Source organism: Streptomyces sp. NPDC047880 (assembly GCF_040706515.1).
In the GTDB taxonomy this organism is placed as follows: Bacteria; Actinomycetota; Actinomycetes; order Streptomycetales; family Streptomycetaceae; genus Streptomyces.
In genome coordinates, this window is record NZ_JBEZOK010000001.1 from 382,618 (window position 1) to 406,316 (window position 23,699).

At 72.0% G+C, this 23,699-nt stretch carries 28 protein-coding genes; 20 read left to right on the plus strand and 8 right to left on the minus strand.

Going from position 1 to position 23,699, the window contains the following annotated elements; all coding sequences use genetic code 11:
• Positions 1-73 precede the first annotated feature (73 nt).
• Positions 74-1,186, plus strand: coding sequence for a DUF2786 domain-containing protein (locus AB0937_RS01910; protein ID WP_366708985.1), 1,113 nt, complete (start codon positions 74-76; stop codon positions 1,184-1,186).
• Positions 1,187-1,242: 56 nt separating this feature from the next.
• On the opposite strand, the gene AB0937_RS01915 is transcribed toward AB0937_RS01910, so the two are convergent.
• The 4 genes from AB0937_RS01915 to rpmB all read right to left on the minus strand — a co-directional run bounded on the left by AB0937_RS01915 (position 1,243) and on the right by rpmB (position 3,106).
• Complete coding sequence (locus tag AB0937_RS01915) at positions 1,243-1,770, minus strand: DUF4232 domain-containing protein (RefSeq protein WP_366708986.1); 528 nt, start codon at positions 1,768-1,770, stop codon at positions 1,243-1,245.
• Positions 1,771-1,928: 158 nt separating this feature from the next.
• A complete protein-coding gene (locus AB0937_RS01920; protein ID WP_366708987.1) occupies positions 1,929-2,441 on the minus strand; it encodes a hypothetical protein in 513 nt (170 codons plus the stop codon).
• 123 nt (positions 2,442-2,564) lie between these two features.
• On the minus strand, positions 2,565-2,870 hold the full coding sequence (rpsN, locus tag AB0937_RS01925) for a 30S ribosomal protein S14 (RefSeq protein ID WP_366708988.1): 306 nt from the start codon (positions 2,868-2,870) through the stop codon (positions 2,565-2,567).
• Positions 2,870-3,106 (minus strand): 50S ribosomal protein L28, encoded by a 237-nt coding sequence (gene rpmB, locus AB0937_RS01930; RefSeq protein WP_366708989.1) that lies wholly within the window; start codon positions 3,104-3,106, stop codon positions 2,870-2,872. Before rpmB ends, rpsN begins: the two co-directional genes overlap by 1 nt.
• A gap of 65 nt (positions 3,107-3,171) precedes the next feature.
• On the opposite strand from rpmB, the gene rpmG reads away from it, so the two are divergent.
• The 5 genes from rpmG to AB0937_RS01955 all read left to right on the plus strand — a co-directional run bounded on the left by rpmG (position 3,172) and on the right by AB0937_RS01955 (position 5,991).
• Positions 3,172-3,336 carry a 50S ribosomal protein L33 gene (gene rpmG / locus AB0937_RS01935; RefSeq protein ID WP_030846000.1) on the plus strand — a complete coding sequence of 55 codons (165 nt, stop codon included), beginning with the start codon at positions 3,172-3,174 and terminating at the stop codon, positions 3,334-3,336.
• 2 nt (positions 3,337-3,338) lie between these two features.
• Complete coding sequence (locus tag AB0937_RS01940; protein ID WP_366708990.1) at positions 3,339-3,596, plus strand: type B 50S ribosomal protein L31; 258 nt, start codon at positions 3,339-3,341, stop codon at positions 3,594-3,596.
• A gap of 4 nt (positions 3,597-3,600) precedes the next feature.
• Complete coding sequence (locus AB0937_RS01945; protein WP_366708991.1) at positions 3,601-4,803, plus strand: GTP-binding protein; 1,203 nt, start codon at positions 3,601-3,603, stop codon at positions 4,801-4,803.
• A 4-nt stretch (positions 4,804-4,807) separates the two neighbouring features.
• Entirely contained in the window at positions 4,808-5,041 is a 234-nt protein-coding gene (gene rpsR / locus AB0937_RS01950; RefSeq protein WP_366708992.1) for a 30S ribosomal protein S18, read from the plus strand.
• A gap of 698 nt (positions 5,042-5,739) precedes the next feature.
• Positions 5,740-5,991, plus strand: a complete 252-nt coding sequence (locus tag AB0937_RS01955) for a DUF397 domain-containing protein (protein ID WP_366708993.1) — start codon at positions 5,740-5,742, stop codon at positions 5,989-5,991.
• Positions 5,992-6,083: 92 nt separating this feature from the next.
• Here AB0937_RS01955 and AB0937_RS01960 read toward each other — a convergent pair whose 3' ends face one another.
• The gene (locus tag AB0937_RS01960) at positions 6,084-6,596 is read right to left on the minus strand and encodes an ATP-binding protein (protein WP_366708994.1); all 513 of its coding nucleotides are present in this window, start codon (positions 6,594-6,596) and stop codon (positions 6,084-6,086) included.
• A gap of 343 nt (positions 6,597-6,939) precedes the next feature.
• Between AB0937_RS01960 and AB0937_RS01965 the strand changes: the two genes are divergently transcribed.
• From AB0937_RS01965 to AB0937_RS01990, 6 genes are all read left to right on the plus strand, one after another.
• On the plus strand, positions 6,940-7,764 hold the full coding sequence (locus AB0937_RS01965) for a helix-turn-helix transcriptional regulator (RefSeq protein ID WP_361113464.1): 825 nt from the start codon (positions 6,940-6,942) through the stop codon (positions 7,762-7,764).
• Between the two features lie 96 nt (positions 7,765-7,860).
• Positions 7,861-9,324 carry an aldehyde dehydrogenase family protein gene (locus AB0937_RS01970; RefSeq protein ID WP_366708995.1) on the plus strand — a complete coding sequence of 488 codons (1,464 nt, stop codon included), beginning with the start codon at positions 7,861-7,863 and terminating at the stop codon, positions 9,322-9,324.
• Between the two features lie 107 nt (positions 9,325-9,431).
• A complete protein-coding gene (locus tag AB0937_RS01975; protein WP_366708996.1) occupies positions 9,432-9,983 on the plus strand; it encodes a DinB family protein in 552 nt (183 codons plus the stop codon).
• A 10-nt stretch (positions 9,984-9,993) separates the two neighbouring features.
• Positions 9,994-10,635 (plus strand): PadR family transcriptional regulator, encoded by a 642-nt coding sequence (locus tag AB0937_RS01980; protein WP_366708997.1) that lies wholly within the window; start codon positions 9,994-9,996, stop codon positions 10,633-10,635.
• Positions 10,636-10,707: 72 nt separating this feature from the next.
• A complete protein-coding gene (locus AB0937_RS01985; RefSeq protein ID WP_366708998.1) occupies positions 10,708-11,658 on the plus strand; it encodes an ATP-binding cassette domain-containing protein in 951 nt (316 codons plus the stop codon).
• A complete protein-coding gene (locus tag AB0937_RS01990) occupies positions 11,655-12,416 on the plus strand; it encodes an ABC transporter permease (RefSeq protein ID WP_366708999.1) in 762 nt (253 codons plus the stop codon). The genes AB0937_RS01985 and AB0937_RS01990 overlap by 4 nt, the downstream gene beginning before the upstream one ends.
• Before the next feature lie 16 nt (positions 12,417-12,432).
• On the opposite strand, the gene AB0937_RS01995 is transcribed toward AB0937_RS01990, so the two are convergent.
• Positions 12,433-13,839, minus strand: a complete 1,407-nt coding sequence (locus AB0937_RS01995; protein WP_366709000.1) for a glutamate decarboxylase — start codon at positions 13,837-13,839, stop codon at positions 12,433-12,435.
• Between the two features lie 37 nt (positions 13,840-13,876).
• Complete coding sequence (locus AB0937_RS02000; protein WP_366709001.1) at positions 13,877-15,163, minus strand: ion channel protein; 1,287 nt, start codon at positions 15,161-15,163, stop codon at positions 13,877-13,879.
• A gap of 108 nt (positions 15,164-15,271) precedes the next feature.
• On the opposite strand from AB0937_RS02000, the gene AB0937_RS02005 reads away from it, so the two are divergent.
• The gene (locus tag AB0937_RS02005; protein WP_366709002.1) at positions 15,272-16,033 is read left to right on the plus strand and encodes a MerR family transcriptional regulator; all 762 of its coding nucleotides are present in this window, start codon (positions 15,272-15,274) and stop codon (positions 16,031-16,033) included.
• 20 nt (positions 16,034-16,053) lie between these two features.
• Here AB0937_RS02005 and AB0937_RS02010 read toward each other — a convergent pair whose 3' ends face one another.
• The gene (locus AB0937_RS02010; protein WP_366709003.1) at positions 16,054-16,419 is read right to left on the minus strand and encodes a YbjQ family protein; all 366 of its coding nucleotides are present in this window, start codon (positions 16,417-16,419) and stop codon (positions 16,054-16,056) included.
• Positions 16,420-16,555: 136 nt separating this feature from the next.
• Between AB0937_RS02010 and AB0937_RS02015 the strand changes: the two genes are divergently transcribed.
• From AB0937_RS02015 to AB0937_RS02045, 7 genes are all read left to right on the plus strand, one after another.
• Entirely contained in the window at positions 16,556-17,470 is a 915-nt protein-coding gene (locus AB0937_RS02015; protein WP_366709004.1) for a VTT domain-containing protein, read from the plus strand.
• A 472-nt stretch (positions 17,471-17,942) separates the two neighbouring features.
• The gene (locus AB0937_RS02020; RefSeq protein WP_366709329.1) at positions 17,943-18,728 is read left to right on the plus strand and encodes an LPXTG cell wall anchor domain-containing protein; all 786 of its coding nucleotides are present in this window, start codon (positions 17,943-17,945) and stop codon (positions 18,726-18,728) included.
• Positions 18,729-19,005: 277 nt separating this feature from the next.
• On the plus strand, positions 19,006-19,785 hold the full coding sequence (locus AB0937_RS02025; protein ID WP_366709005.1) for an HAD-IIA family hydrolase: 780 nt from the start codon (positions 19,006-19,008) through the stop codon (positions 19,783-19,785).
• Positions 19,786-19,905: 120 nt separating this feature from the next.
• On the plus strand, positions 19,906-20,580 hold the full coding sequence (locus AB0937_RS02030; RefSeq protein WP_366709006.1) for a hypothetical protein: 675 nt from the start codon (positions 19,906-19,908) through the stop codon (positions 20,578-20,580).
• Positions 20,581-20,582: 2 nt separating this feature from the next.
• Positions 20,583-21,344 carry a class F sortase gene (locus tag AB0937_RS02035; protein ID WP_366709007.1) on the plus strand — a complete coding sequence of 254 codons (762 nt, stop codon included), beginning with the start codon at positions 20,583-20,585 and terminating at the stop codon, positions 21,342-21,344.
• A 388-nt stretch (positions 21,345-21,732) separates the two neighbouring features.
• Positions 21,733-22,233 (plus strand): hypothetical protein, encoded by a 501-nt coding sequence (locus AB0937_RS02040; protein WP_366709008.1) that lies wholly within the window; start codon positions 21,733-21,735, stop codon positions 22,231-22,233.
• A 363-nt stretch (positions 22,234-22,596) separates the two neighbouring features.
• Entirely contained in the window at positions 22,597-23,634 is a 1,038-nt protein-coding gene (locus AB0937_RS02045; protein ID WP_366709009.1) for a glycoside hydrolase family 6 protein, read from the plus strand.
• The last annotated feature ends 65 nt before the right edge of the window (positions 23,635-23,699 follow it).

Here is a 23,699-nt window from a genome sequence, read left to right on the forward strand (position 1 = left end):
CCTCAGAGTGTCAACCGCGGGTTGACACTGGCAGGGTGCCGGGCCGGCCGCTCCCGCGTGGCACCATCGGCCCGTGAGTACGTCCAGCACCGTCGACCGCGCGTTCGCGTCGGCCCTCTACGAGACCGGTGAGACCGCCCTCGACACCGGCGCGTCCCTGCTCGCCTCCGACCCGGCGGCGGACGCCGAACTCGACCGGCGTGGACGGGAGTTCGTGGCGGCGGCCTGGCGCCGCGGCTGGCAGCCGGCCGACGTCGTACGGATCGTGCGGCGCGAGCTGTACGACGTGCACGTGCTCCTCGTGGCCACGCTGATCCGCGCCCAGGCGCCCGACGACGTGCCCCGGGGCCGCCGCTGGGACGCGCAGCTGGCGGAGCTTCCCGCCGACGCCCCGCCCCGCACCGACCGGTTCTCGCACGTCACGGCCGTGCTGGAGCTGTACCGCCTGCTGCTGCGGCTGCCGGCCCTGGAGCCCCTCGACGAGGCGCCCGGAGCGGCTGCCGGCCAGGCGAGGCCCGAGTCGCGCATGCTCACCCGCATCCGCGCCCTGCTGGCCAAGGCCGAGGCGACCGGGTTCCCGGAGGAGGCGGAGGCGCTCAGCGCCAAGGCGCAGGAGCTGATGGCCCGGCACAGCGTCGACGAGGCACTGCTCGCGGCGCAGGCACCCTCGCCGGACACGCCCGGGGCCTGCCGGATCGGGGTCGAGCCGCCGTACGAGCAGGCCAAGGCGGTGCTGCTGGACGCCGTCGCCGGTGCCAACCACTGCCGCGCCGTGTGGAACGAACCCCTCGGCTTCTCCACCGTCGTCGGCTTCGAGGCCGACCTGGAGGCGGTCGAACTCCTCTACACCTCACTCCTGGTGCAGGCCACGACCGCGATGACCAAGGCGGAGGCCGCACAGCGGGCCGGTGGACGCAAGCGCACCAAGACGTTCCGGCAGTCGTTCCTCGCGGCTTACGCCCACCGCACAGGCACCCGGCTGGCGGCAGCCGCCGAGACCCAGGTGACCGACGACCTGCTCCCGGTCCTCGCCTCCCGCGAGGTCGCCGTCGCCGGGCGGCTGGACCGGATGTTCCCGGAGACGACCACGACCCGGCTGCGCGGGGTGCGGGACGCGGAGGGCTGGACGCAGGGCGCGCAGGCGGCCGACCGGGCCCAGGTCCGGCACCGGCCGCCGCTGCGCTGACAGCCGTCGGTGCCGTCAGCGCCCTCGGCGCCGACCGTGCCGTCATTGCCTGCCGTTCAGTCGCCCGAGGTCTCGAAGCCGCTCACCGAGGCCTTCTCGTCCGACGCCCACGAGACCTCGCCGTACGACCACTTCAGCTCGTGCGCCGTCCTGGTGTCGCCGGGCAGGGTGAAGGACGCCTTGTGCACGTCGAGACTGTCCGCGGAGCCCGCCTCCCCCCGGACGTAGGTGAGGGTGAAGGACGTCGTGCCGCCCTTCCCGAGGGTCAGCGACTGGGCCTTCGCGCCCTCGACCGGGGAGATGGACGTCGTCTTGTCGTCGGCGAGCAGGTCCACGCCGGGGAAGCCCTTCAGCGTGCACTGCTCGCCCTTGTTGGTGAGCGTGACGGTGACGGTTCCGGTGTCCCCCGCGGCCGGGGCGGCGGCGGCGCCGACCTCGACACCCATGTCGCCGAGCGGGCAGGCCGAGTCGCTGGGCCGGTCCGCGTTCTTGACGTCGTCGCCGCCGGACGTGTCGTCGCTGCAGCCGGTCAGCAGGACCGTCGCGGCGAGGGCGGCGGCCAGGGGGAGGAGATAGGTGCGCATGAGGTCCTCTGGACGTGTCGAACGAAAGCGGCATCGGGCCCCTGGATCATCACGCACGCGCACACCGCCCGCCCACGCGCCCCCTCCGATTCCCCCGAACGCCGGACGGGCCGCGGTGCCCTCAGGCGATCCGCGGCCCGTCCCCACGCATGCCGGTGTCAGCCGAGGCTCGCCGTCGGCAGGCCCGTCGGCAGCTTTCCGCCCTCGGCCTTCGTGTAGGTCTCCGCTCCGAGGCCGCCCTCCCAGGTGACCTTCAGGCTGCTGCCGTTCACGGAGTCGACCATGCCGGTCGCCCGGTCCTTGGAGCCGTCCGTGCACTTCAGGCGGATCATCCGCATCCCGGACTCCTCGCCCGCGGTGCCACTGCACACGCTGCCGCCGGTGGCGAACAGCGCGGCCTGCTTGCCGGTGATCACCAGGGCCACGGCCTTGCCGTCGGTCGTCGCGAGCCAGCTGCCCGCCAGTGCGCCACCGGCCGACTCCCCGGAGCCGGAACCCGCCCCGGAGTCGCCGTCCTTGCCGGCGGACGCCGAGGACGACGGGGCCGGGCTGGAGGCGGAGCCGTCGCCCGAGTCGCCGTCACTGCTGCACGCGCTCAGCACGAGCGCGCCCGCCAGCCCCGCGGCCGCCGCCGCGACACGCACGGCACCGGAACGGCGCGAGAAGATCACCGAAGTCACTGCAAGCCCCCAAGTTGTAGCCGGCCGGCCGGCCCGGACGGCACCGGCCGGCCTCCTGGCCGGAACGACCGCAGCAAGCTACCAGGGCCCGTCAAGAGGCTTCGCAAACGCCTCTCACCAGGACGACTTGCGCACCCCGGGCAGATACCCCGCGTGCGCCTGCTCCCGCAGACTCACCCGGGACAGCCCGAACGCCCGGAAGTAGCCGCGCGGCCGGCCGTCCACCTGGTCGCGGTTGCGCACGCGCGTGGCGCTCGCGTCACGCGGCTGCCTGCGCAGCTCCGCCTGGGCGGCGAGCCGTTCGGCCTCGGTCGAGGACGGCCGCCGGACGATCTCCTTCAGCTCGGCCCGCCGGGCGGCGTACCGCGCGACGACCTCCTGCCGCCTGTCGTTCTTCGCGATCTTGCTCTTCTTCGCCATCAGACCCTCACTCCCCGGGCGCGGATCCGGGCGACGGCCGCCTCGATCCCGATCGTGTCGACGGTCTTGATCCCCCTGGCGCTGAGCCGGAGCCGGACGTACCGGCCCTCGCCCGGCAGCCAGTAGCGCTTGGACTGGATGTTGGGGTCGAACCGGCGCGACGTGCGCCGGTGGGAGTGGGAGATGCGGTTGCCGAAGCCCGGCCGGGTGCCGGTCAGCATGCAGTGCGCGGACATGGGTGGTGACGTACCTCTCCGCCTCAGGTGATGTAAATGGAATTCATTTTCAGTAGCATAGCGGCATGGCACGCAACGAACTCCGTCCGGTCATCAAGCTCCGGTCCACCGCCGGGACCGGCTTCACCTACGTGACCCGCAAGAACCGCCGCAACGACCCCGACCGCATGACCCTGCGCAAGTTCGATCCGGTCGCCGGCCGCCACGTCGACTTCCGAGAGGAGCGCTGACCATGCGCCAGGGAATCCACCCGGAGTACGGTCCCGTCGTCTTCCGTGACCGTGCCGCGAACTACGCCTTCCTCACCCGCTCGACGCTCTCCGCCACGGCGGGCGAGAAGACGATCGAGTGGGAGGACGGCGCCACCTACCCGGTCGTGGACGTCGAGATCTCCGACGTCAGCCACCCCTTCTACACCGGCACGGCCCGCGTCCTGGACACCGCCGGGCGCGTGGAGCGCTTCGAGCGCCGGTACGGAAAGAAGGGCTGACTCCGTGACTGTCCCTCCCGCTCTCCCCGTCGTGATCGTCGGCGGGCTGCACGCCGACGCCCGCCGGGCGGCCGTCGCGCGGCTGCTCGCCGACGTGCCCGGCAGCGTCGTCCTCCACCACGACCTGGCGACGGCCGCCGCGGGCACGGTCGTACGGACCATCAGGGACGCCTCCGGTGTCCTCGACGCGGGGGAGGCGCCGCTCGTCAACGACTGCGCGTGCTGCGCCCTGCGCGAGGACCTGGTGCCGGAGCTGGAGCGGCTGCGGGACGCCGGGGCCACCCGGCTGGCCGTCGTCGAGCTGTGGGACTCCGTCGAGCCCAAGGCCATGGCCGAGGTCGTCACGGCGGGCGGGCTCACCGTCACCGGCGTGATCACCGCCGTCGACCCGGCCCTGGTCCTGCCGTACCTCGGCAACGGCGACGACCTCGCCGACGCCGGTCTCGCGGCCGCCGCCACCGACCAGCGCACGATCGCCGACACCTTCGCGCGCCAGCTGGAGTACGCCCCCGTCCTCGCGGTCGCCGACTCCCCGGAGGCCGACGACGAGGACCGGGAGCTGCTCGCGCAGCTGCACCCGACGGCCCGCCGGGCCCCGGTCGGGGAAGGTGCCCCCGTGGACCGGGCCGGGGACGGCCTGACCGTGCCGACCCCACGCAGAGGTCCGCTCTCTCCGCTGGCCGAGGCCGCCCTGGCCGGCTTCGACGTCGAGGCGGCCGCCGCCGCCCAGCACCCGGCCTGCGCGCTGCTCCCCGCCGAGGCCGACGCGCACGGCGTCTCCACCCTGGTGTGGCAGCGGCGCCGGCCCTTCCACCCGGAGCGGCTGTACGCCGCGCTGGAGGACCTGACCTGCGCGGCCGCCCGCAGCCGGGGCCGGTTCTGGCTCGCCGACAAGCCCGACACGCTGTTCCACTGGGACGCGGCGGGCGGCGCCCTGTGCGTGGAGGGCGCGGGCCCCTGGCTGGCCTCCCTTCCGGACGCGGCGTGGGAGATGGTCCCGCCGGTGCGCCGTGCCGCCGCCGCGCTGGACTGGCACCCCGAGCACGGGGACCGCGGCCAGCACCTGGTCTTCACCTCGCCCGGCCTCGACCGGGACGGCCTGGAGCGGCTGCTGGAGTCCTGCCTGCTGTCCGACGCCGAGTACGCCGCGGGCCCCGACGCCTGGCAGCGGCTGCCGCACGCCTTCGACACCCTTCTGGAGGTCTGACCCCATGCCCCGCAAGCCCGACCGCAAGCCCGCCAAGAACCGGCCCAACCCCCTGGACCGGGCCGGGATCACGTACATCGACTACAAGGACACCGACCTGCTGCGGAAGTTCATCTCCGACCGCGGAAAGATCCGCAGCCGCCGCGTCACCCGGGTGTCGTCCCAGCAGCAGCGGCAGCTGGCCAAGGCGATCAAGAACGCGCGCGAGATGGCACTCCTGCCGTACACCGCGCGCTGAGCCCGTCCGGACCGGGTGAGGTTCCCCACGCTCGACGGGTGGGGGACCTTCTGCCGGTGCCGCCGCCGGGTCGCCGCCCGCCTTCGGCCGTCCGGCATCGGGGCGTGTGGCGGGGCGCCGGGACCGGGCCGCAGGCCGGTCGGACCGGCCGGGGGGCCGCGGTTCCGCGAGCCGTCCCGGGTCGCCGGGCGGCGCGGGACGCGCAGGGTGGAGTGCGGGCCGGCGGGGCCGTGAGCCGAGCGCGGGTCCGGCGATGGTCGGAGCGGGACACCGGCCGCGAGGACGACCCCGGCCTCCTGCGACCGGCGCATTTCTCGCCGTCCCCGCAGGCCACGGCCGTCTTCCGGATACCGGTCGGCCAGTCGAACGCCTTTCGCAGGACCGTCCGTCTCAGCTCCCGCTTCTCGGGTGCGGTCCCCGCACGGCCGCCGCACTCCGCCGTCGAGCGGATGTTCCGCCTCCACCGGACCTCCCCGAACCCCCGGACTTCACCGCAGGCCGCGGGGAACGAGAGGCGGGGGCGAGCCGTCAAACAGACGAGAGCTTCGGTAAAGCGGGCGTCAACGCTGTAACCACGGGACCACCCCGCGTGCACGTGCATCTGCCCATGCATCTGCACATGAACAGGGCTATGATCCGGGTCAGTTGACCACTGCACCAATGGCCACACCAGCCAGTGCACCACCGGGGAGCGACCTGTGGACCACGACGTGTACGACGTGTACAACGGGATGGCGGCCGCCGGGCTGCGCGGTGTGGCCTGGCAGAAGAGCCGGCACAGCAACTCGCAGGGCTCGTGCGTGGAGTTCGCCCGATTGCCGGGCGGTGACGTGGCCGTGCGCAACTCGCGCTTCCCGGACGGCCCCGCACTGGTCTACACCCGTGCGGAGATCGAGGCCATGCTGCTCGGCGTCAAGGACGGCGAGTTCGACCACCTGGTCGGCGGCTGACGGTCCGGCGGTCCCGGCGGGGTCCGGGCGATATGCCCCTGATGCGCGGTGACGCGCGTAGAACCGCGGCGCGAGAATGCGCCGCGGTCTTCTCATTCCCCGTTCGGCCGTGAACCGGTCGGCGGCAGCCGGAACAGCGCCCAGACCACCTTGCCGCTGAGCGCGCCCGCGAGCGGGTGCCAGCCCCAGCTGTCGCTGAAGGAGTCGACCAGGAACAGCCCGCGGCCCGACTCGGCCGAGAAGTCGTCGGTCTCCCGGGCGACCGGACTGTCGTGACTGGGATCGCGCACCGCACACACCAGCCGCTCGGTCCACCGCATCAGATGCAGGCGCACCGGGGGCTCGCGGTCGCCGCACGCGCCGCTCGCCGGCAGGCCGTGCCGCAGCGCGTTGGTGACGAGTTCCGAGACCACCAGGCAGACATCGTCGAACCGTTCGCCCATGTCCCACTGGTCGAGGGTGATGCGGGTGAACCGCCGTGCCTCGCGCACCGCTTCGTAGCGGGCGGGAAGGGCGCAGGAGGCGGCGTCGGACACGGCCGCGGGGTCCAGCGGCGGAAGGCCCTGCCGTAACGGCTCGAGCATGGTCGATCCATTCGTCCCCATGCGAGGCACTCCCGGGAATTCGCGGTCGGTGCGATGCAGCGGTGGTGCGGGACCATGGTTTCGGATGCGCACAGCAGATGCAAGGGCAGATGCACGTGCACGTGACCAGAATGAGATGTCCCGTACCGCTTGTTGGCCAATTTTTCCGTCATCTTCGCGTCGCTCTTCGGTCGTTCACTTGCCTTCTTCTTGCTTCCGCGCACGAGCGCCGATCGTCTCGATTCCGTTTCCGTAACCGGACGAGTACTGCTCGGAGTGTTTTAGTGGCAGACTGCGGCCCCTGAAGACGTTGGGGAGGCTGGCGAACGTGAGCGCGGGAGAGCCGGGATCGGTGGTGCGGCGCATGCTGCTCGGATCACAACTCAGGCGACTGCGTGAGGCGCGGGGCATCACGCGCGAGGCGGCGGGCTATTCGATCCGCGCCTCCGAGTCGAAGATCAGCCGGATGGAGCTGGGCCGGGTGAGCTTCAAGACCAGAGACGTCGAGGACCTGCTGACCCTGTACGGCATCACGGACGAACAGGAGCGCGCCTCCCTGCTGTCCCTGGCCAAAGAGGCCAACGTCGCCGGCTGGTGGCACAGTTACTCGGACGTGCTGCCCAGCTGGTTCCCGACCTATGTCGGCCTGGAGGGCGCCGCCTCGCTGATCCGCGCGTACGAGGTGCAGTTCGTGCACGGCCTGCTGCAGACCGAGGCGTACGCGCGCGCGGTGGTACGGCGCGGCATGCAGGGCGCGAGCGAGGCCGACGTCGAGCGTCGCGTGGCGCTGCGCCTGGAGCGGCAGAAGTACCTGGTCGACGAGCGCGCGCCCGACTTCCACATCATCCTGGACGAGGCCGCCCTGCGCCGCCCGTACGGCGACCGCGAGGTGATGCGGGGCCAGCTCCAGCACCTCATCGAGATCTCCGAGCGGCCCAACGTGCGGCTCCAGGTGGTGCCGTTCAGCCTCGGAGGTCACTCCGGCGAGAGTGGCGCGTTCACGATCCTCAGCTTCCCGGAGTCCGACCTGTCGGACGTGGTGTACCTGGAGCAGCTCACCAGCGCGCTGTACCTGGACAAGGCCGAGGACGTCGCCCAGTACGAGAAGGCGCTCAAGGAGCTGCAGAGCGACAGCCCCGGCCCCTCGGAGAGCCGGGACCTTCTGCGGGGTCTCCTCCAGCTCTCCTGAAGCAGCCCTTCAACTCGCCTTAAACAACAGTACGATGACGTGTGATCAGATCGTGAAGGCGCGATCAGGGGTCTGCTTAGGGATCGAGGGATCACATTGTCGTCGTCCTGCTTCACCGACCTTGCACAGCAGTACATCGACGGTGAGTGGCGCCCGGGCACCGGTTCCTGGGACATCATCGACTTCAACCCGTACGACGACGAGAAACTCGCGTCGATCACCATAGCCACGGCCGACGAGGTCGATCAGGCGTACCGGGCCGCGGCCCGCGCCCAGAAGCAGTGGGCCGCGACCAACCCCTACGCCCGCCGGGCGGTCTTCGAGAAGGCGCTGCGCCTGATCGAGGAGCGTGAGGCCGAGATCTCCGAGGCCATCATCGCCGAGCTCGGCGGCACCCGCCTGAAGGCCGCCTTCGAGCTGCACCTCGCCAAGGAGTTCCTGCGCGAGGCGGTGCACCTGGCGCTGGCCCCCGAGGGCCGGATCATCCCCTCGCCGGTGGACGGCAAGGAGAACCGCGTCTACCGCGTGCCGGTCGGCGTCGTGGGCGTGATCAGCCCCTTCAACTTCCCCTTCCTGCTGTCGATCAAGTCCGTCGCCCCGGCGCTCGCGCTCGGCAACGCCGTGGTGCTCAAGCCGCACCAGAACACCCCGATCGTGGGCGGCTCCCTGGTCGCGAAGCTCTTCGAGGACGCGGGGCTGCCCGGCGGTCTGCTGAACGTCGTCATCACCGACATCGCGGAGATCGGCGACGCCTTCATCGAGCACCCGGTCCCCAAGGTCATCTCCTTCACCGGTTCCGACGCGGTCGGCCGGCACGTGGCGACCGTCTGCGCCCGGCTGTTCAAGCGCTCGGTCCTCGAACTGGGCGGCAACAGCGCGCTGGTGGTCCTCGACGACGCCGACATCGACTACGCCGTGGACGCGGCCGTCTTCAGCCGGTACGTCCACCAGGGGCAGGTCTGCATGGCCGCCAACCGGGTCCTCGTGGACCGGTCGGTCGCGGACGAGTTCACCGAGAAGTTCGTCGCCAAGGTCAAGACCCTCAAGACGGGCGACCCGCGCGACCCGGAGACCGTCATCGGCCCGGTCATCAACTCCTCGCAGGCGGACGCCGTCTCCGGCGTCGTCGAGCAGGCCCTCGCCGAGGGCGCCACGGCCCTGGTGCGCGGCGGGCGGAGCGACAACCTCGTCGAGCCGTCGGTGCTGACGGACGTCCCCGCCGACTCGGCGCTGCTGCGGCAGGAGGTCTTCGGGCCGGTGGCCTTCCTCGTCCCGTTCGACGGTGAGGAGGAGGCCGTACGCCTCGTCAACGACACGCCCTACGGCCTGAGCGGTGCCGTCCACACCGGGAACGTGGAGCGGGGTGTCGCCTTCGCCCAGCAGATCGACACGGGGATGTTCCACGTGAACGACGGCACCGTGCACGACGAGCCGATCGTCCCGTTCGGCGGGGAGAAGCACTCGGGCATCGGCCGGCTCAACGGCGACACGATGCTCGACGCGTTCACCACGACCAAGTGGATCTCCGTGCAGCACGGCCGGAGCGGGTTCCCGTTCTAGCGTCTTCCGCCGCGCCCGGACCTTTGCGGACAGCACCTGACCGCAAGGGTCCGTAGCGTGGTCGGTGTCAGGGGGAGAGGCCCCCGGGCTGGTGAAAGGCGGCGGTCATGGTCACTCACGTTCCGGCGGAGGCTCACGGCGACGAGCGCGGAGCGCTTCTGGCCTTCATCGCCGAGCAGCGGGGCGGTGTGCGCCGGGCGGTGCTCGGGCTGACGGACGAGCAGGCGAGCTCGCGTCCCAGCGCCAGTGAGCTGTCCCTCGCCGGGCTGATCAAGCACGTGGCCGAGGTCGAGCAGATGTGGGTCTCCCTGGCCAAGGGGGAGCCGCCGGCGGTGGTGCGGGACCAGAGCAACTGGCACGAGTGCTTCCAGCTGGTCGACGGCGAGACCGTCGCGTCGCAACTGGCGTACTGGGACAAGGTCGCCGCCGAGACGGAGGCGTACATCCGCTCGGTGCCGAGCCTCGACGACACCTTCGCGCTGCCGGCCCAGCCCTGGTTCCCGCCGGACGCCCGGGTCTCGCACCGCTGGCTCTGCCTCCACCTCATCCGGGAGACGGCCCGGCACGCCGGTCACGCCGACATCATCCGTGAGTCCCTGGACGGCAGGACGGCCTTCGAGCTGGTGGCCGAGGAACAGCGGGCGGTGGCCGAGGCATAGCCTTGGCCGCATGTCAACGATCCGCCTCCTCGTGCTCGGCGCGGTCCGTATGCACGGGCGGGCCCACGGCTACCAGGTGCGCAACGACCTGGAGTACTGGGGCGCGCACGAGTGGTCCACGGCCAAGCCCGGCTCGATCTACCACGCGCTGAAGCACATGGCGAAGCAGGGGCTGCTGCACGCGCACGAGATCGCCCCGTCCACGGCCGGCGGCCCGCCGCGCACGGAGTACGAGATCACCGGGCAGGGCACCGAGGAGTACTTCCGGCTGCTGCGGGAGGCGCTGGTCACCTACGACCAGCGCGGGGACATGAAGACGGCCGCCGTCGGCTTCGTCGTCGACCTGCCGCGCGCCGAGGCGGTCGCCCTGCTGAAGGAACGGACCCTGCGGATCGAGCAGTGGCGGGCCGCCGTCCTGGAGCACTACGTGCCCGAGGAGGGACCCGGACAGCTCGGGCACATCGGCGAGATCATGAACATGTGGGTCCACACGGCCGACTCCGAGGCCGAGTGGACCCGCGGTCTCATCGGGCGCATCGAGGGCGGCGCCTACACCTTCGCCGACGAGGGCGACCCGTTCGTCGGCGTCCTGGCCGAGGACGAGGAGAACCCGTACGCGACGGGGGAGCGGCACCCCGGGGACGCCAACTAATCAAGTTTGACGAATGGCTACGACAGGTTTAGCTTGAACCCGTAGTCAACTTTGACTAGCGAGGGAGACTCAGTGGCCGATCCGGCGATCACCGTCGAAGGCGCGGAGAAGACGTACGGCGACAAGAAGGCACTGGACGGGCTCGACCTCACGGTCGCGCGCGGCACGGTGCACGGGGTGCTCGGCCCGAACGGCGCGGGCAAGACCACCCTGGTGAGGGTTCTGTCCACCCTGCTGCGGCCCGACGCCGGCCGGGTCGAGGTGGCCGGGCACGACGTGGTGCGCGAGGCCTACGCCGTGCGGCTGCGCATCGGCCTGCTCGGTCAGCACGCCGCGCTCGACGAGGAACTCGGCGGCCGGCAGAACCTGGAGCTGTTCGGCCGGCTGCACCACCTGGGCGCGCGGGGGGCACGCGCGCGTGCGGACGAACTCCTGGAGCGTTTCGGCCTGGCCGACACCGGCCGCAAGGCGGTCCGGCAGTACAGCGGCGGCATGCGGCGCCGCCTGGACCTGGCCGCGTCCCTGATCACCGAGCCGGAGGTGCTGTTCCTCGACGAGCCCACCACCGGCCTGGACCCGCGCGGCCGTGCCGAAGTGTGGTCCTCCGTCCGCTCCCTGGTCGGCGGCGGCACGACGGTTCTGCTCACCACCCAGTACCTGGAGGAGGCCGACCAGCTCGCCGACCGCATCTGCGTCGTCGACGCCGGCCGGGTCGTCGCCGAGGGCACGGCTGACGAGCTGAAGGCGCGGACCGGCGGCGACCGCATCGACGTGGTCCTGCGCAACGCCGGCGAACTGGGGGCCGCCGTCGCCCTGCTGCCCCTGAACGGGATCAGCGTCGACGCCGACCGCCGTCTGCTGAGCGCCCCGGTCACCGACCGCATGGAGGCGCTCTCCGGGGTCGTACGGGCCCTGCGGGACGCCGGGATCGAGGCGGAGGACGTCGCCCTGCGCCGCCCGACGCTGGACGAGGTGTTCCTGCACCTCACCGGGGACGACCACCGAGTGAAGGAGGCCGCGTGAGCGCCCACGCCCTGACCGACTCCTGGACCATGACCCGCCGGGAGCTCGCCCGCTGGGGGCGGCAGCCGGTCCAGCTGGCCGTCAACCTGGTCTTCCCGGTGATGCTGCTGCTGATGTTCGGCTACCTCATCGGCGGCGGCCGCGGGGTGAGCGGTGAGTACCGCGACTACCTGGTCCCCGGCATGCTCGCGCTCACCATGGCCTTCGGCCTGGAGGGCACGATGCTCGCCGTCACACAGGACCTCAACAAGGGCGTGATCGACCGTTTCCGCTCGATGCCCATGGCCAACGGCGCGGTGCTGGTGGGCCGTTCGGCCGCCGACATGCTCCAGTCGGCGATGGCGCTGGTCGTGCTGATCGGCGTGGGCGCCGCGCTCGGCTGGCGGCCCGGCGGTGGTCCGGCGGCCCTCCTCGCGGCCGTGGGACTGCTGCTGCTGTTCCGGTTCGCGATGCTGTGGATCGGCATCCACCTGGCCCTGGTGGCGGGCAAGCCGGAGATGGTCCAGGCCGTGCAGATCCTGGTCTGGCCGGTCGGCTTCCTCTCCAACGCGCTGGCCACGCCCGGCTCCATGCCCGGCTGGCTGGGCACGGTCGTCGAGTGGAACCCCATGTCCCACACGGCCACGGCCGTCCGGGACCTGTTCGGCGTGCCCGGCACGGAGTCCGGGCACGCGTGGGCCGCGATCGTCTGGCCCCTGGCCCTGCTGGCGGTGTTCTTCCCGCTGGCGGTACGGCGGTTCGGACGGCTCAGCCGCTGACCCCGGCGGTCCCGGCCTAGTGGTGGAAGCTGGTCGCCGCGCCCCTGTCCTCGGTCAGCGGGCGCGGCTGCCGGCGCAGATCCGGCAGCAGCCGCTCCAGGTCCTGCGCGAGCAGATCGGCGAGGTCGGCGGAGAAGCCGTTGCGGCACACCACCCGCAGCACCGACAGGTCCTCCCGGTTCGCCGGGAAGGTGTACGCGGGCACCAGCCAGCCGTGCTCGCGCAGCCGCCGGGAGACGTCGAAGACGTCGTACGCCGTCACGTCCGGCGCCGTCGTGAAGGCGAACACCGGCAGCTCGTCGCCCCGGGTCAGCAGCCGGAAGTCACCGAGCTCCCCGATGCGCCCGGCCAGCCCCGTGGCCACGTCCCGCGCGGCCTGCTGTACGGCCCGGTAGCCCTGCTTCCCCAGCCGCAGGAACGTGTAGTACTGCGCGACGACCTGCGCGCCCGGGCGGGAGAAGTTGAGCGCGAACGTCGGCATGTCGCCGCCCAGGTAATTCACCCGGAACACCAGCTCCTCCGGCAGGGCCGCCGCGTCCCGCCACAGCGCCCAGCCGACACCCGGGTAGACCAGCCCGTACTTGTGCCCCGAGGTGTTGATCGACGCCACCCTCGGCAGCCGGAAGTCCCAGACCACGTCCTCGTCGAGGAACGGCGCGACCATGGCCCCGGACGCGCCGTCCACGTGCACCGGGACGTCCAGCCCGGTCCGTTCCTGCAGCGCGTCGAGGGCCGCGCACAGCTCGGCGATCGGCTCGTAGGAACCGTCGAAGGTCGAGCCCAGGATGCCGACCACGCCGATGGTGTTCTCGTCGCACAACTCGGCGGCGGCCTGCGGGTCCAGGTGGAAACGCTCGCCCTCCATGGGCACCAGCCGGGCCTCCACCTCCCAGAAGTTGCAGAACTTCTCCCAGCAGACCTGCACGTTCACGCCCATCACCAGGTTGGGCCTGGCCTCGGGGTAACGGTCGGCGTTGCGCTTGGCCCAGCGCCGCTTCAGCGCCATCCCGGCGAGCATGCACGCCTCGCTCGACCCGGTCGTCGAACACCCCACGGCACTCGCCGGGTCGGGTGCGTTCCAGAGGTCGGCGAGCATCGCCACGCAGCGGCGCTCCAGCTCGGCCGTGCGCGGGTACTCGTCCTTGTCGATCATGTTCTTGTCCCGGCACTCCGCCATCAGCACCCCGGCCTCGGGCTCCATCCAGGTGGTGACGAAGGTGGCGAGGTTCAGCCGGGCGTTGCCGTCGAGCATCAGCTCGTCGCGCACCAGCTGGTGGGCGGTCGCCGGGGCCATCGGCTGGTCCGGGAGGCGGTGCGTGGGCGGGGCCTCGGCCATGTCGCCGAGCGGGTTGGCGGGGCCGTAGAAGGGGTTGACGGACAGGCGGCTGTCGCCGGGCCGGGGGGGACCGTCGTTGAGCGGCATGGGTGCCTCCAGGGGGTCGGGGGAGAGATGGGGAACGTCAACGGACCGACGTGCCGTCCTTGCGCAGCTGCATCTGCGGCCGGCCCGTGACCAGCAGCCAGGCCGGCAGCGAGGCGATGCAGAGCAGGGCGATGACCGCAGGCTCCGCGACCAGTACCGCGGCGACGAACAGGCTGATCCAGCCCTGCCGCGTGATCGCCAGCAGCACCCCGAGCACACCGGCGGACACCCCGACCGAGGGATGCACCCCGGACACCAGGGCGTGTGCGCACAGGCCGAGGGCGGTGCCGACGAACACGGCGGGGAAGATCCGTCCGCCCCGGAAACCGCAGGACGCGGCGACGACCAGTGCGGCCAGCTTCACCACCGTCATGACGGCGAACTCCCCGGCCGACCAGCCGTCCGGGTCGTGCGCCAGCGTGGCGATCTCGTCGAGCCCCTTGAACAGCGTCAGATGACCGCCCGCGGCGGCCAGGGCGCCGAGCACGGCCCCGCCCGCCGGGAGCATCAGCATGGGGTGCCGCAGCCGCCGGAAGGCCGCGTGGACGTAGGGGAAGGCCCGCACGGCACACAGTGCGAGCAGCGCGCCGACCGCGGCGACCACCACCGAGGCCAGCAGGTCGGACCAGCCCGGCCGCCCGAAGGACGGCAGGCCCAGGTCGAAGCTCGGGTGGTCGAGGAGGGCGACGGTCAGGGAACCGGCGGCAGCCGCGGTCAGCGGCGCGAAGAGGTTGTCCCACAGCATCCCGCGGGTCTCCTGGCGGGCCAGCAGCTCGGAGATCGCCAGGGCGGCCGCCACCGGGGTGCCGAACAGCGCGCCGATGGTCGCCGCCTCCGCCAGCGCCGGCCAGAGCCGCCCCGGCGCCCGGGGGATGAACCGGCCGCCCAGCCAGACGGCCAGGCCGACGTTGGCTGCGATGATCGGGTTCTCGGGGCCGAGGCTCGGGCCGCCGGCCAGCATCAGCGCGTTCGCCAGCAGCAGCCCGGGGAGCACCACGGGCGGCAGGACGGGGGCCTCCAGGCCGACGGTGGCGGGATCTGGGCCGGCGTGCCCCGGCACCTTCCACACGACCAGCCCGACGGCGATGCCGGTCGCGACGAGCACCACGAACATCCAGGCCACGGAGTACCGGCCGATCCCGAGCGCGTCCGGCACGGTCTCCCACAGCACGTCCTGGAGCTGCTCGGCTGCGACCTCCACCCCCACCAGGACCAGGGCGGAGATCGCGCCCACGACCACGGCGGGCAGGATCGACGGCAGCAGGGCACGGGCGGGAGTCGACGGGGTGACCGATGGTGCCCGGTCTTCGGAGTCCTGGACCACGGGCACACGATAAACGGATCAAACCGTACAAACGGGATAAGGGGGCAACACGCTTGCACCTCACGTGACGTGAGGCCCGACCGTGGAGCGCGAAGGAAGGGAGCGGAAGTGAGCTACTCGGTGGGACAGGTCGCGGGCTTCGCCGGTGTCACGGTGCGCACGCTGCACCACTACGACGACATCGGCCTGCTCGTCCCGAGCGAACGCAGCCACGCGGGCCACCGGCGCTACGGCGACGCCGACCTCGACCGGCTGCAGCAGATCCTGTTCTACCGGGAGCTCGGTTTCCCCCTCGAGGAGGTCGCCGCCCTGCTCGACGACCCGGACGCGGACCCGCGCGCGCACCTGCGCCGCCAGCACGCACTGCTGACCGCCCGGATCGAGAAGCTGCGGAAGATGGCGGCGGCCGTGGAGCACGCCATGGAGGCACGCACGATGGGACTCAACCTCACGCCCGAGGAGAGGTTCGAGGTCTTCGGGGACAACGACCCGGAGCAGTACGCCGAGGAGGTGGAGGAGCGCTGGGGCGACACCGACGAGTACGCCGACTCACAGCGCCGCACCGCGAGCTACACCAAGGAGGACTGGAAACGCATCCAGGCCGAGGCCGCCGACTGGGGCGAGCGCTACGGCGCCCTGATGGCGGCGGACGAGCCGCCCACCGGCGAGGCGGCCATGACCCTGGCGGAGGAGCACCGGCAGCACATCTGCACGTGGTTCTACGAGTGCTCCTACGAGATCCACCGCTGCCTCGGCGAGATGTACGTCTCCGACGAGCGGTTCAAGGCGTTCTACGACGCGCTGCGCCCGGGCCTCGCCGAGCACCTGAGGGACGCGATCGTCGCGAACGCGGCACGTCACACCGCCTGACCCCCGGCCCGGGAGTGCCCTCACTCCCGGGTCAGGACCACCGCCGTGCCGTACGCGCACACCTCGGTGCCCACGTCGGCCGCCTCCGTCACGTCGAAACGGAACGCGAGGATCCCGTTGGCGCCACGCGTGCGTGCCTGTTCGACGAGCCGCTCCATGGCCTGGTTGCGGGTCTGCACGAGCGTCTTGGTGAGCCCGCGCAGCTCGCCGCCGACCATCGACTTCAGCCCGGCCCCGATCTGGCTCCCCACGTGGCGGGAGCGCACGGTCAGGCCGAAGACCTCGCCGATCACCTCCCGCACGTGGTAGCCGGGTATGTCGTTCGTGGTGACGACGAGGACCTCGGGGTCCGGGCCCTGTCCGCCGCCGTATTCATCGATGCCCATGCTTCACAGCTTTGACCGGGGCCGGGCACAGTGCATCCTGAGTACGCCCATGGAACCTGGGTCATGGCGGCTGCGTTGATACTTTGAGGCAGCCAGCCTCCGCCCGTACCCCCACAGCAGCAGGAGCCACATCCCCGTGACCACGCTTGCGCTCGGCCCCGAGTGGCTCAGCCCGGACTACCTGATCTCGACGTTCAGCCTGCCCGGCATCCTGCTCATCGTCTTCGCGGAGTCCGGTCTCTTCGCCTTCCTGCCCGGCGACTCCCTGCTGTTCACGGCCGGGCTCTTCGTGGCCGAGGGGACCTACATCACCCAGCCGCTGTGGCTGGTCTGCGCCCTGATCGTGCTCGCCGCCGTCCTCGGTGACCAAGTGGGCTACATGATCGGCAAGTTCCTGGGCCCGAAGCTCTTCAACCGTCCCAACTCCAAGCTCTTCAAGCAGGAGAACCTGGACAAGGCCCACGAGTTCATGGAGAAGTACGGCCCCAAGGCGATCGTCCTGGCCCGCTTCGTCCCCATCGTGCGCACCTTCGCCCCCATCGTGGCCGGCGCCGGCCGCATGAAGTACCGCACGTTCCTCACGTACAACGTCATCGGGGGCGTCGCCTGGGGCACCGGCGTCACCCTCGCGGGTTACTGGCTCGGCCAGATCGGCTTCATCAAGAAGAACGTCGAGCCGATCCTCGTCCTGATCGTCCTGCTCTCCCTCGTCCCGATCCTCATCGAGTACCTGCGCGACCGCTCGAAGAAGAAGCGCGCCGCGGCCGAGGCTCCCGAGCAGCAGCACGGGCAGCAGCCCCGCGCGATGGACGACGCGACGACCCAGCTGCGCCGCATCACCCCGGACGACCAGCCGCCCCACCAGCAGCCGCAGCAGCCCCCGTACGGCAACCAGAACGGCTACAACGACCAGCAGTACTACGGCCAGTACCCGCAAGACCCGGGCTACGGCCGGCAGCCGCAGCAGCCTTACGGCACCCAGCAGCAGCCGTACGGCACCCAGCAGCAGCCTTACGGCACGCAGCAGGGCCCCTACGGCAACGGCTACTGAACCGGCCTCCCCGCGGGGCCGCCGGCAACCACTCTAGTGCCGCGGCAGGCAACGTTCGCCCCGTCGCGACGCCCGGCACGCCCTCTCGCCGCACCGGCCGAAAGCCCGAGTACGCCCCGTACGAGGGCTTCCGGCCGGCACGCCGGGAGCACGCACCGGACGCCGCTCCTTCACGGGCGAACGTTGCCCGCCGCGGCACTAGGACAGGGGGTGGATCCTGGCCGGGTGGTGGTCCGGCACCGTCCGTACGCCCGCGAAATCCGGCGCTCGTGTACGACGTCCGGTCCCAGCCCGACCCCCGTCACCAGGAGGTCGGCCTCGTGGGCTGGGCCCCTCGCGCGCGAGGGTCCTCGGGTGCCGCTGACCCCTGGGTGCCGCCCGGGGCTGTCCGCCGACCGGGCGGATCCGCGCCGCCGTTCGGGGCCGGTTCGCGGCGGCGGCGTCTCGCGAGCCCTTCCGCTCGGAATGTCACATCATCATGCGAATCTGCGCGCCCGCTCACCTCGGCCTGGCGGCGGCAGCGGCGACCGCCGTCCTGCTCGCCGGTGCACCGCCGGCGCTCGCGGACGCCCCGGCGCCCGCCTGTGCCGCGCCCGACGACCACACCTTCCCGCTCACCACCCGCATCCACGGCGGGCCGGCCTCCTACACGGCCGGCGGCGGATTCGGGACCTGGTCCGTCGACCTGACCAACACGACCGACCGGACCTGCGCCGGGATCCACCCCGTCGTCGTGCTCGTCGACGCCGAGCGGACCCTGAAACCGTCCCAGCCCCGCCTCGAGTTCTTCGCGGGGGAGACGGCCCACCCCGTGCGGTTCGAGAAGACCGGTGAGGACGAGCTCGTCGCGGCGTTCGCCGACGAGGAGGGCGGCTTCGCCGGGTTCACCGTCGCACCGGGCGACACCGTCACCGTGAAGGTGCGGCTCACCCTCACCTCGGACGCCGGGCCCAACGAGGTCACGGCCAACGCCGCGGTGGTGCAGCGGCACGACGACGACGGCGACTGGGTCGGGCAGTCGAACGACTACCGCTTCCGGATCGACGGCGGCAAGCCGGGGACCGGCACGGACACGGACACCGACACGGGCACGGAATCCCGCCCCGACTCCGACGCCTCCGTCCCGCCCCGCGAGGACCGGTTCCCGTCCGTGGAGGAACTGGCCCGAACCGGCACCGGCACCCAGGTCACCGCGGCCGCCGCGGCCCTCCTGCTGGCCGGCGGAGTGACCCTGCTCGTGGCACGCCGCCGCCGCTAGGTCGTATCCGCACAGTCCCGCCTGCCGCGCGGCACCTGGCACGCTCCCCCTGGCTGTTCGAGCAGGGGGGACCCCCACTCGCCCGGCACGCCGAGAGCACGCACCGGACGCCGCGCGGCCCGCTCTCCACGCGGACGACGGGACTGTGCGGACACGACCTGGCGCCCTGGCGGGCCGTCCCGGCAGTCGGGACGTCGTACGCGGAGCGTTCCGCAAGATCCCGGCACTGTTTAGGCTGGGTCGCACGCTGGACCGCGTACGGCAGGAGATCCCGCACATGGCAGACCGCAAGCCCATCGAGTCGTGGCTCACCGACATGGACGGCGTGCTCATCCACGAGGGCGTACCGATCCCCGGCGCCGACGCCTTCCTGAAGAAGCTCCGCGAGTCCGGGAAGCCGTTCCTGGTCCTCACCAACAACTCGATCTACACCCAGCGCGACCTGCACGCCCGGCTGCGCCGCATGGGCCTGGAAGTGCCGATCGAGTCCATCTGGACCTCGGCCCTTGCCACCGCCCAGTTCCTGGACGACCAGCGGCCGGGCGGCTCGGCGTACGTCATCGGCGAGGCCGGGCTGACCACCGCGCTGCACGACATCGGCTACATCCTGACCGACCACGAGCCGGACTACGTCGTCCTCGGCGAGACCCGCACGTACTCCTTCGAGGCCATGACCAAGGCGGTGCGGCTCATCCTCGGCGGTGCCCGGTTCATCTGCACCAACCCCGACGAGACCGGCCCCTCCGCCGAAGGCCCGCTGCCGGCGACCGGTGCGGTGGCGGCGCTGATCACCCAGGCGACCGGCAAGAAGCCGTACTTCGCGGGCAAGCCGAACCCCCTGATGATGCGGACCGGGCTGAACGCCATCGGGGCGCACTCCGAGACCAGCGCGATGATCGGCGACCGCATGGACACCGACGTGCTGGCCGGCATGGAGGCCGGGATGCAGACGTTCCTGGTGCTCACCGGCCTGACCCGGCCCGAGCAGGTCGAGGACTTCCCGTACCGGCCGTCGAAGGTCGTGGACTCGATCGCGGACCTCGTCGACCGGGTCTGAACCCCGGGCGGCGGCGGGAAGGGCTCAAACCCTCGGTCACCCGTACGGAGCAGCCGCCGCGTCCCTGAGGATGCGGCGGCCCACCGGGCGGGGGAGGCTCCAGGCGTCTGGAGGTTCACGATGGGTTCCCTGAAAGTCACTGTCTGTACGAGCGTCCTGGCCGTCGTCGCCCTCGCACCGGCGGCGTACGCGGCGGACGCGGGGAGCGTGTCGGTGACCCCGGCGACCCCCGCACCCGGCAGTGATGTCGCGCTCCGCGTGACCGGCTGCGCCCAGCGCACGGCCGTGGCCGCCTCACCGGCGTTCGTCGCGGACGCGCGCCTCACCGCCACCGGCGCGGACGAAGTCGCCGGCGACAGCCGCGTCCGCTCCACGCTCAAGGCGGGTTCGTACACCGTACGGATCACCTGCGGTGCCGAGCGGCGGACCGCCACGCTCACCGTCCGGGACGACGAGACCGGGCCGTCCGGGTCCCCGCGAGATTCCGTGCCCGGGGCCGGTGGACAGCCGCCGGCGCCCGGAGTGGGCGGACAGCCGCCCGTGCCCGGGAAGGGCGGCCGGCCGACCGCGACACCCGGCGTCGACGGCGAGGCGCCCCCCTCCCGCCCGCCCGGGGCGCCCGCCTCGCCGGTCGCCCCCGTCGCGGCGGGCGGTGGCGGTGCCGCCGTCGCCGCCGAGGAGCGGGGCGACGGCCCCGGTACGGCGCAGGGCGTGACCGGGCTGGTGCTCGCGGGGGTGGCCGCGGTGGTGGTCGTCGCGCTGCGCGGTGTCCGCCGTGGCCGCGGAACGGACTGACCATGCACGATCACGATCACGCCCAGAGACGCTTCTCGGGCACCGGACGCCTGCTGACCGGCATGGCCTGGGTCGTGCTGCTGCTCGGGCTGTGGCTGTGGGGCCGCGAGGTGACCGAGATGCGGCACGGCATCGCGGCGCCCGCCACGGGTGACATGGCGGCGGCCGGACGGCCCCCGGACATCAAGCTGCCGCCGGAGCACCGCCCGCTGCGCGACGCGCTGCCGCAGCGGATCGACATCCCCGGGCTCGGCGTGCAGGCCCCCGTCGTGGCACGCGGTCTCGACGCGCGCGGGGCCCCCGACCCGCCGCCGTACGACCAGCCCGGCGTCGTCGGCTGGTACGCCGGCGGGGTCGCGCCCGGGGCGCCCGGCACCGCGCTGATGGTCGGTCACGTCGACACCGAGACCCGGCCCGCCGTCTTCTACCGGGTCAGTGCCATGCGGCCGGGCCAGACGATCCGGGTGGTCAGGGCCGACGCCAAGGTCGCCGAGTTCACCGTCGAGTCCGTCCAGGTCCTCACCCGCGACCACTTCGACGCCCACCAGGCGTACGGGCCCCACGAGTCGGGGCGGGCGGAACTGCGGCTGGTCACCTGCGGCGGCAGCTTCGACCGTGCGACCCGCAGCTACACGGCGAACGTGGTCGTCTCGGCGTACCTGACGGGCGCTGCGGGCGGGGGTGCCGTTCGTGACACCGACGAGGAGAGCCGGTCCAGGCCGATGCCCGTGCCGGGAGCCGGGTCCTTCGCGGGGACGGGCTGATTCCAGTCGGTGAAGGTCGTGGTGACGGTGCCGCGGCCCTTGCCGCGCTCGACGAACCCGCCCGGGCCGGGGCGTGCCCCGGCCGCCCACCACACTGATCGTCACCGAGCTGTGGGCATTGAGGTCTCGCGGCCGGAGTGACGATGGCCCGGGCGGCGCTGACCGGGATGGCTGCGCACGCGGTGGGGCCGCTGCCGAGCCTGGCGCCCGGCCCAGGACCGGAACGTGTGGCCGGAAAGGGACGCCCTGCCCGTCGTGGCCGGTCACACCGGCAACACTGGGATCTTCACGCGTACTTCCGAGAAGATGGGATCCAGCAGTGGCAGAACAGAGCAGGCCGGTCACAGCGCCGAACGGACGGTCTGACGGGGCACCGGGTGCGGGCACGATGGTCGGGCTCTTCTGGATCGACCGGGACGGGTGCTGGCTGGGCGCCCCGGCCGGTGCGGAGGGAACCGGCGTACGCCTGACCCCTGAAGGGCTGACTCCCGTGGGATTGCCCGCGGCCGGCGCGCTGAGCTGGACTGCGGCTGATCAGGTGACCGTGCCCGATGCTCCTGCCCGTTCGAGCTTCCGCCGCGGCCTGAGCCTCGCGTTGGACGTGGCGATGAGCATGGCGGGGTTCGGCGGTCCGGACAGCGGGCACGGGATGACCGTGTGCGTCACCCACACCGACGGACAGAGCGAGTACCCCGTTCTCTCGGCCGCCGCCCCCGCCTACACCGAGCGGGAAGTCGAGCTCTCCGAGCAGCTGCTGGCCCGATTCGTGGCGGGCGAGCTGCGCCCGTCGGTGCTCACGGAGTGGTGGCGGTCCGCCGGTCTGCGGTCCACTCCCAAGCCGCAGGAGCGGGAGGCCGTTCTGGAGCGGCTGCTGAAGCAGCCGGCGTGACCGTGAGTCCATGGCTTCCCGGCGTGCCGTACCGGAGTGCGTGCCGCGCCCCGGGCGTGCACCCCGTACATCGCACGGCCACGCCGCGGACCGGTTCGCCGGGATAGCTCACTCGCGAAGGTGCGCACCGGAACGGCCCGGATGCACAGGGACGCGTGGGCTTCCGCGCGTCGTCCCAGATCCTGCCGAACAGGGCGCGGATGCTCTTGACCAGCCCGCTTCTCCTGAACGGGGTCAGACGGCCGAGCCGCTCACGCACAGCCGGGAAGGGAACGCTTTCGGGGGCCGGACGGCCGGCGAGGGCCGCGGCGCGGGACCTATGTCAGGATTGAGACTTGGAACGGGGCACCCAAGGGGGAGTGGATGTACGGCAGCAGGGGGGTTCGGGCGTTCTCCGGGAGGCGGATGTCCGCAGTGGTGCTGGGGGCGGCACTGCTGGTGACGGGATGCTCCTCCTCCGACGGAGGAGACGGCTCGGACGACAGCGGTGACGCGGGCGCCGGGATCACCCAACAGCCCAAGGAAAAAGCGCCTTTCTGGGTCAATCCGGACGGGACGGCGGCCCGGGAGGTCGCCGCGCTGGAGAAATCCGGCAAGAAGCAGGACGCCGAGCAGATCCGCAAGATCGCCGAGCAGCCGGTCGCCGAATGGGTCGGCCCGGACGACCCGGAGAGGCAGACCCGGGGCTTCACCGAGGCCGCCGACAAGGCCGGCCGCACGGCCCTGCTCGTCCTCTACAACATCCCGCACCGCGACTGCGGCCAGTACTCGCAGGGCGGCGCCGCCGACGGCAACGCCTACCGCGACTGGGTCGACGGCGTCGCCGCGGGCATCGGCGACCGCCCCGCCATGGTCGTCCTGGAACCGGACGCCCTGCTTCACCTGGTCGACGGCTGCACCCCGGAGCAGTTCCACGAGGAGCGCTACGACCTCCTCAAGGGCGCCGTCACCAAGCTGAAGTCCCTGAAGAACACGAAGGTCTACCTGGACGCGGGCAACGCCGGATGGCAGAACCCGGACCAGATCTTCGAGCCGCTGAACCGCGCGGGCATCGCCCAGGCCGACGGCTTCTCGGTCAACGTCTCGAACTTCTACTCCACCAAGGACTCCATCGCCTACGGCAAGCAGCTCTCCGCCAAGGTCAGCGGCAAGCACTTCGTCATCGACACCAGCCGCAACGGCAAGGGCCCCTACGGCGACGGCAAGCCCGACGAGCGCTGGTGCAACCCGCCGGGCCGCTCCCTGGGCGAGACCCCGACGACGAAGACGGCGGACCCGCTGGTCGACGCCTACCTGTGGGTGAAGCGGCCGGGCGAGTCGGACGGCGAGTGCAAGGGCGGTCCCAAGGCGGGCGAGTGGTGGGCGGACTACGCCCTGAAGCTCGCGAAGGCCACCGGCTGACGGACCGGACCGGTGCCGGACAGGTACCGGTGCATGCCGGCTCAAGAGAAGGGGCGCTCTCCTCA

What these genes read in the sequence shown, in the direction of transcription:
- AB0937_RS01965 (WP_361113464.1), top strand. Translation starts at nt 6,940, where the DNA reads ATGCTGCTCGGATCACAACTCAGGCGACTGCGTGAGGCGCGGGGCATC.
- AB0937_RS01915 (WP_366708986.1), bottom strand. Translation starts at nt 1,770, where the DNA reads ATGCGCACCTATCTCCTCCCCCTGGCCGCCGCCCTCGCCGCGACGGTC.
- AB0937_RS01995 (WP_366709000.1), bottom strand. Translation starts at nt 13,839, where the DNA reads ATGCCGCTCAACGACGGTCCCCCCCGGCCCGGCGACAGCCGCCTGTCC.
- rpsR (WP_366708992.1), top strand. Translation starts at nt 4,808, where the DNA reads ATGCCCCGCAAGCCCGACCGCAAGCCCGCCAAGAACCGGCCCAACCCC.
- AB0937_RS02035 (WP_366709007.1), top strand. Translation starts at nt 20,583, where the DNA reads ATGCACGATCACGATCACGCCCAGAGACGCTTCTCGGGCACCGGACGC.
- AB0937_RS01975 (WP_366708996.1), top strand. Translation starts at nt 9,432, where the DNA reads ATGGTCACTCACGTTCCGGCGGAGGCTCACGGCGACGAGCGCGGAGCG.
- AB0937_RS01980 (WP_366708997.1), top strand. Translation starts at nt 9,994, where the DNA reads ATGTCAACGATCCGCCTCCTCGTGCTCGGCGCGGTCCGTATGCACGGG.
- rpmB (WP_366708989.1), bottom strand. Translation starts at nt 3,106, where the DNA reads ATGTCCGCGCACTGCATGCTGACCGGCACCCGGCCGGGCTTCGGCAAC.
- AB0937_RS02040 (WP_366709008.1), top strand. Translation starts at nt 21,733, where the DNA reads ATGGTCGGGCTCTTCTGGATCGACCGGGACGGGTGCTGGCTGGGCGCC.
- rpmG (WP_030846000.1), top strand. Translation starts at nt 3,172, where the DNA reads ATGGCACGCAACGAACTCCGTCCGGTCATCAAGCTCCGGTCCACCGCC.
- AB0937_RS01960 (WP_366708994.1), bottom strand. Translation starts at nt 6,596, where the DNA reads ATGGGGACGAATGGATCGACCATGCTCGAGCCGTTACGGCAGGGCCTT.
- rpsN (WP_366708988.1), bottom strand. Translation starts at nt 2,870, where the DNA reads ATGGCGAAGAAGAGCAAGATCGCGAAGAACGACAGGCGGCAGGAGGTC.
- AB0937_RS02010 (WP_366709003.1), bottom strand. Translation starts at nt 16,419, where the DNA reads ATGGGCATCGATGAATACGGCGGCGGACAGGGCCCGGACCCCGAGGTC.
- AB0937_RS02030 (WP_366709006.1), top strand. Translation starts at nt 19,906, where the DNA reads ATGGGTTCCCTGAAAGTCACTGTCTGTACGAGCGTCCTGGCCGTCGTC.
- AB0937_RS02025 (WP_366709005.1), top strand. Translation starts at nt 19,006, where the DNA reads ATGGCAGACCGCAAGCCCATCGAGTCGTGGCTCACCGACATGGACGGC.
- AB0937_RS02045 (WP_366709009.1), top strand. Translation starts at nt 22,597, where the DNA reads ATGTACGGCAGCAGGGGGGTTCGGGCGTTCTCCGGGAGGCGGATGTCC.
- AB0937_RS01940 (WP_366708990.1), top strand. Translation starts at nt 3,339, where the DNA reads ATGCGCCAGGGAATCCACCCGGAGTACGGTCCCGTCGTCTTCCGTGAC.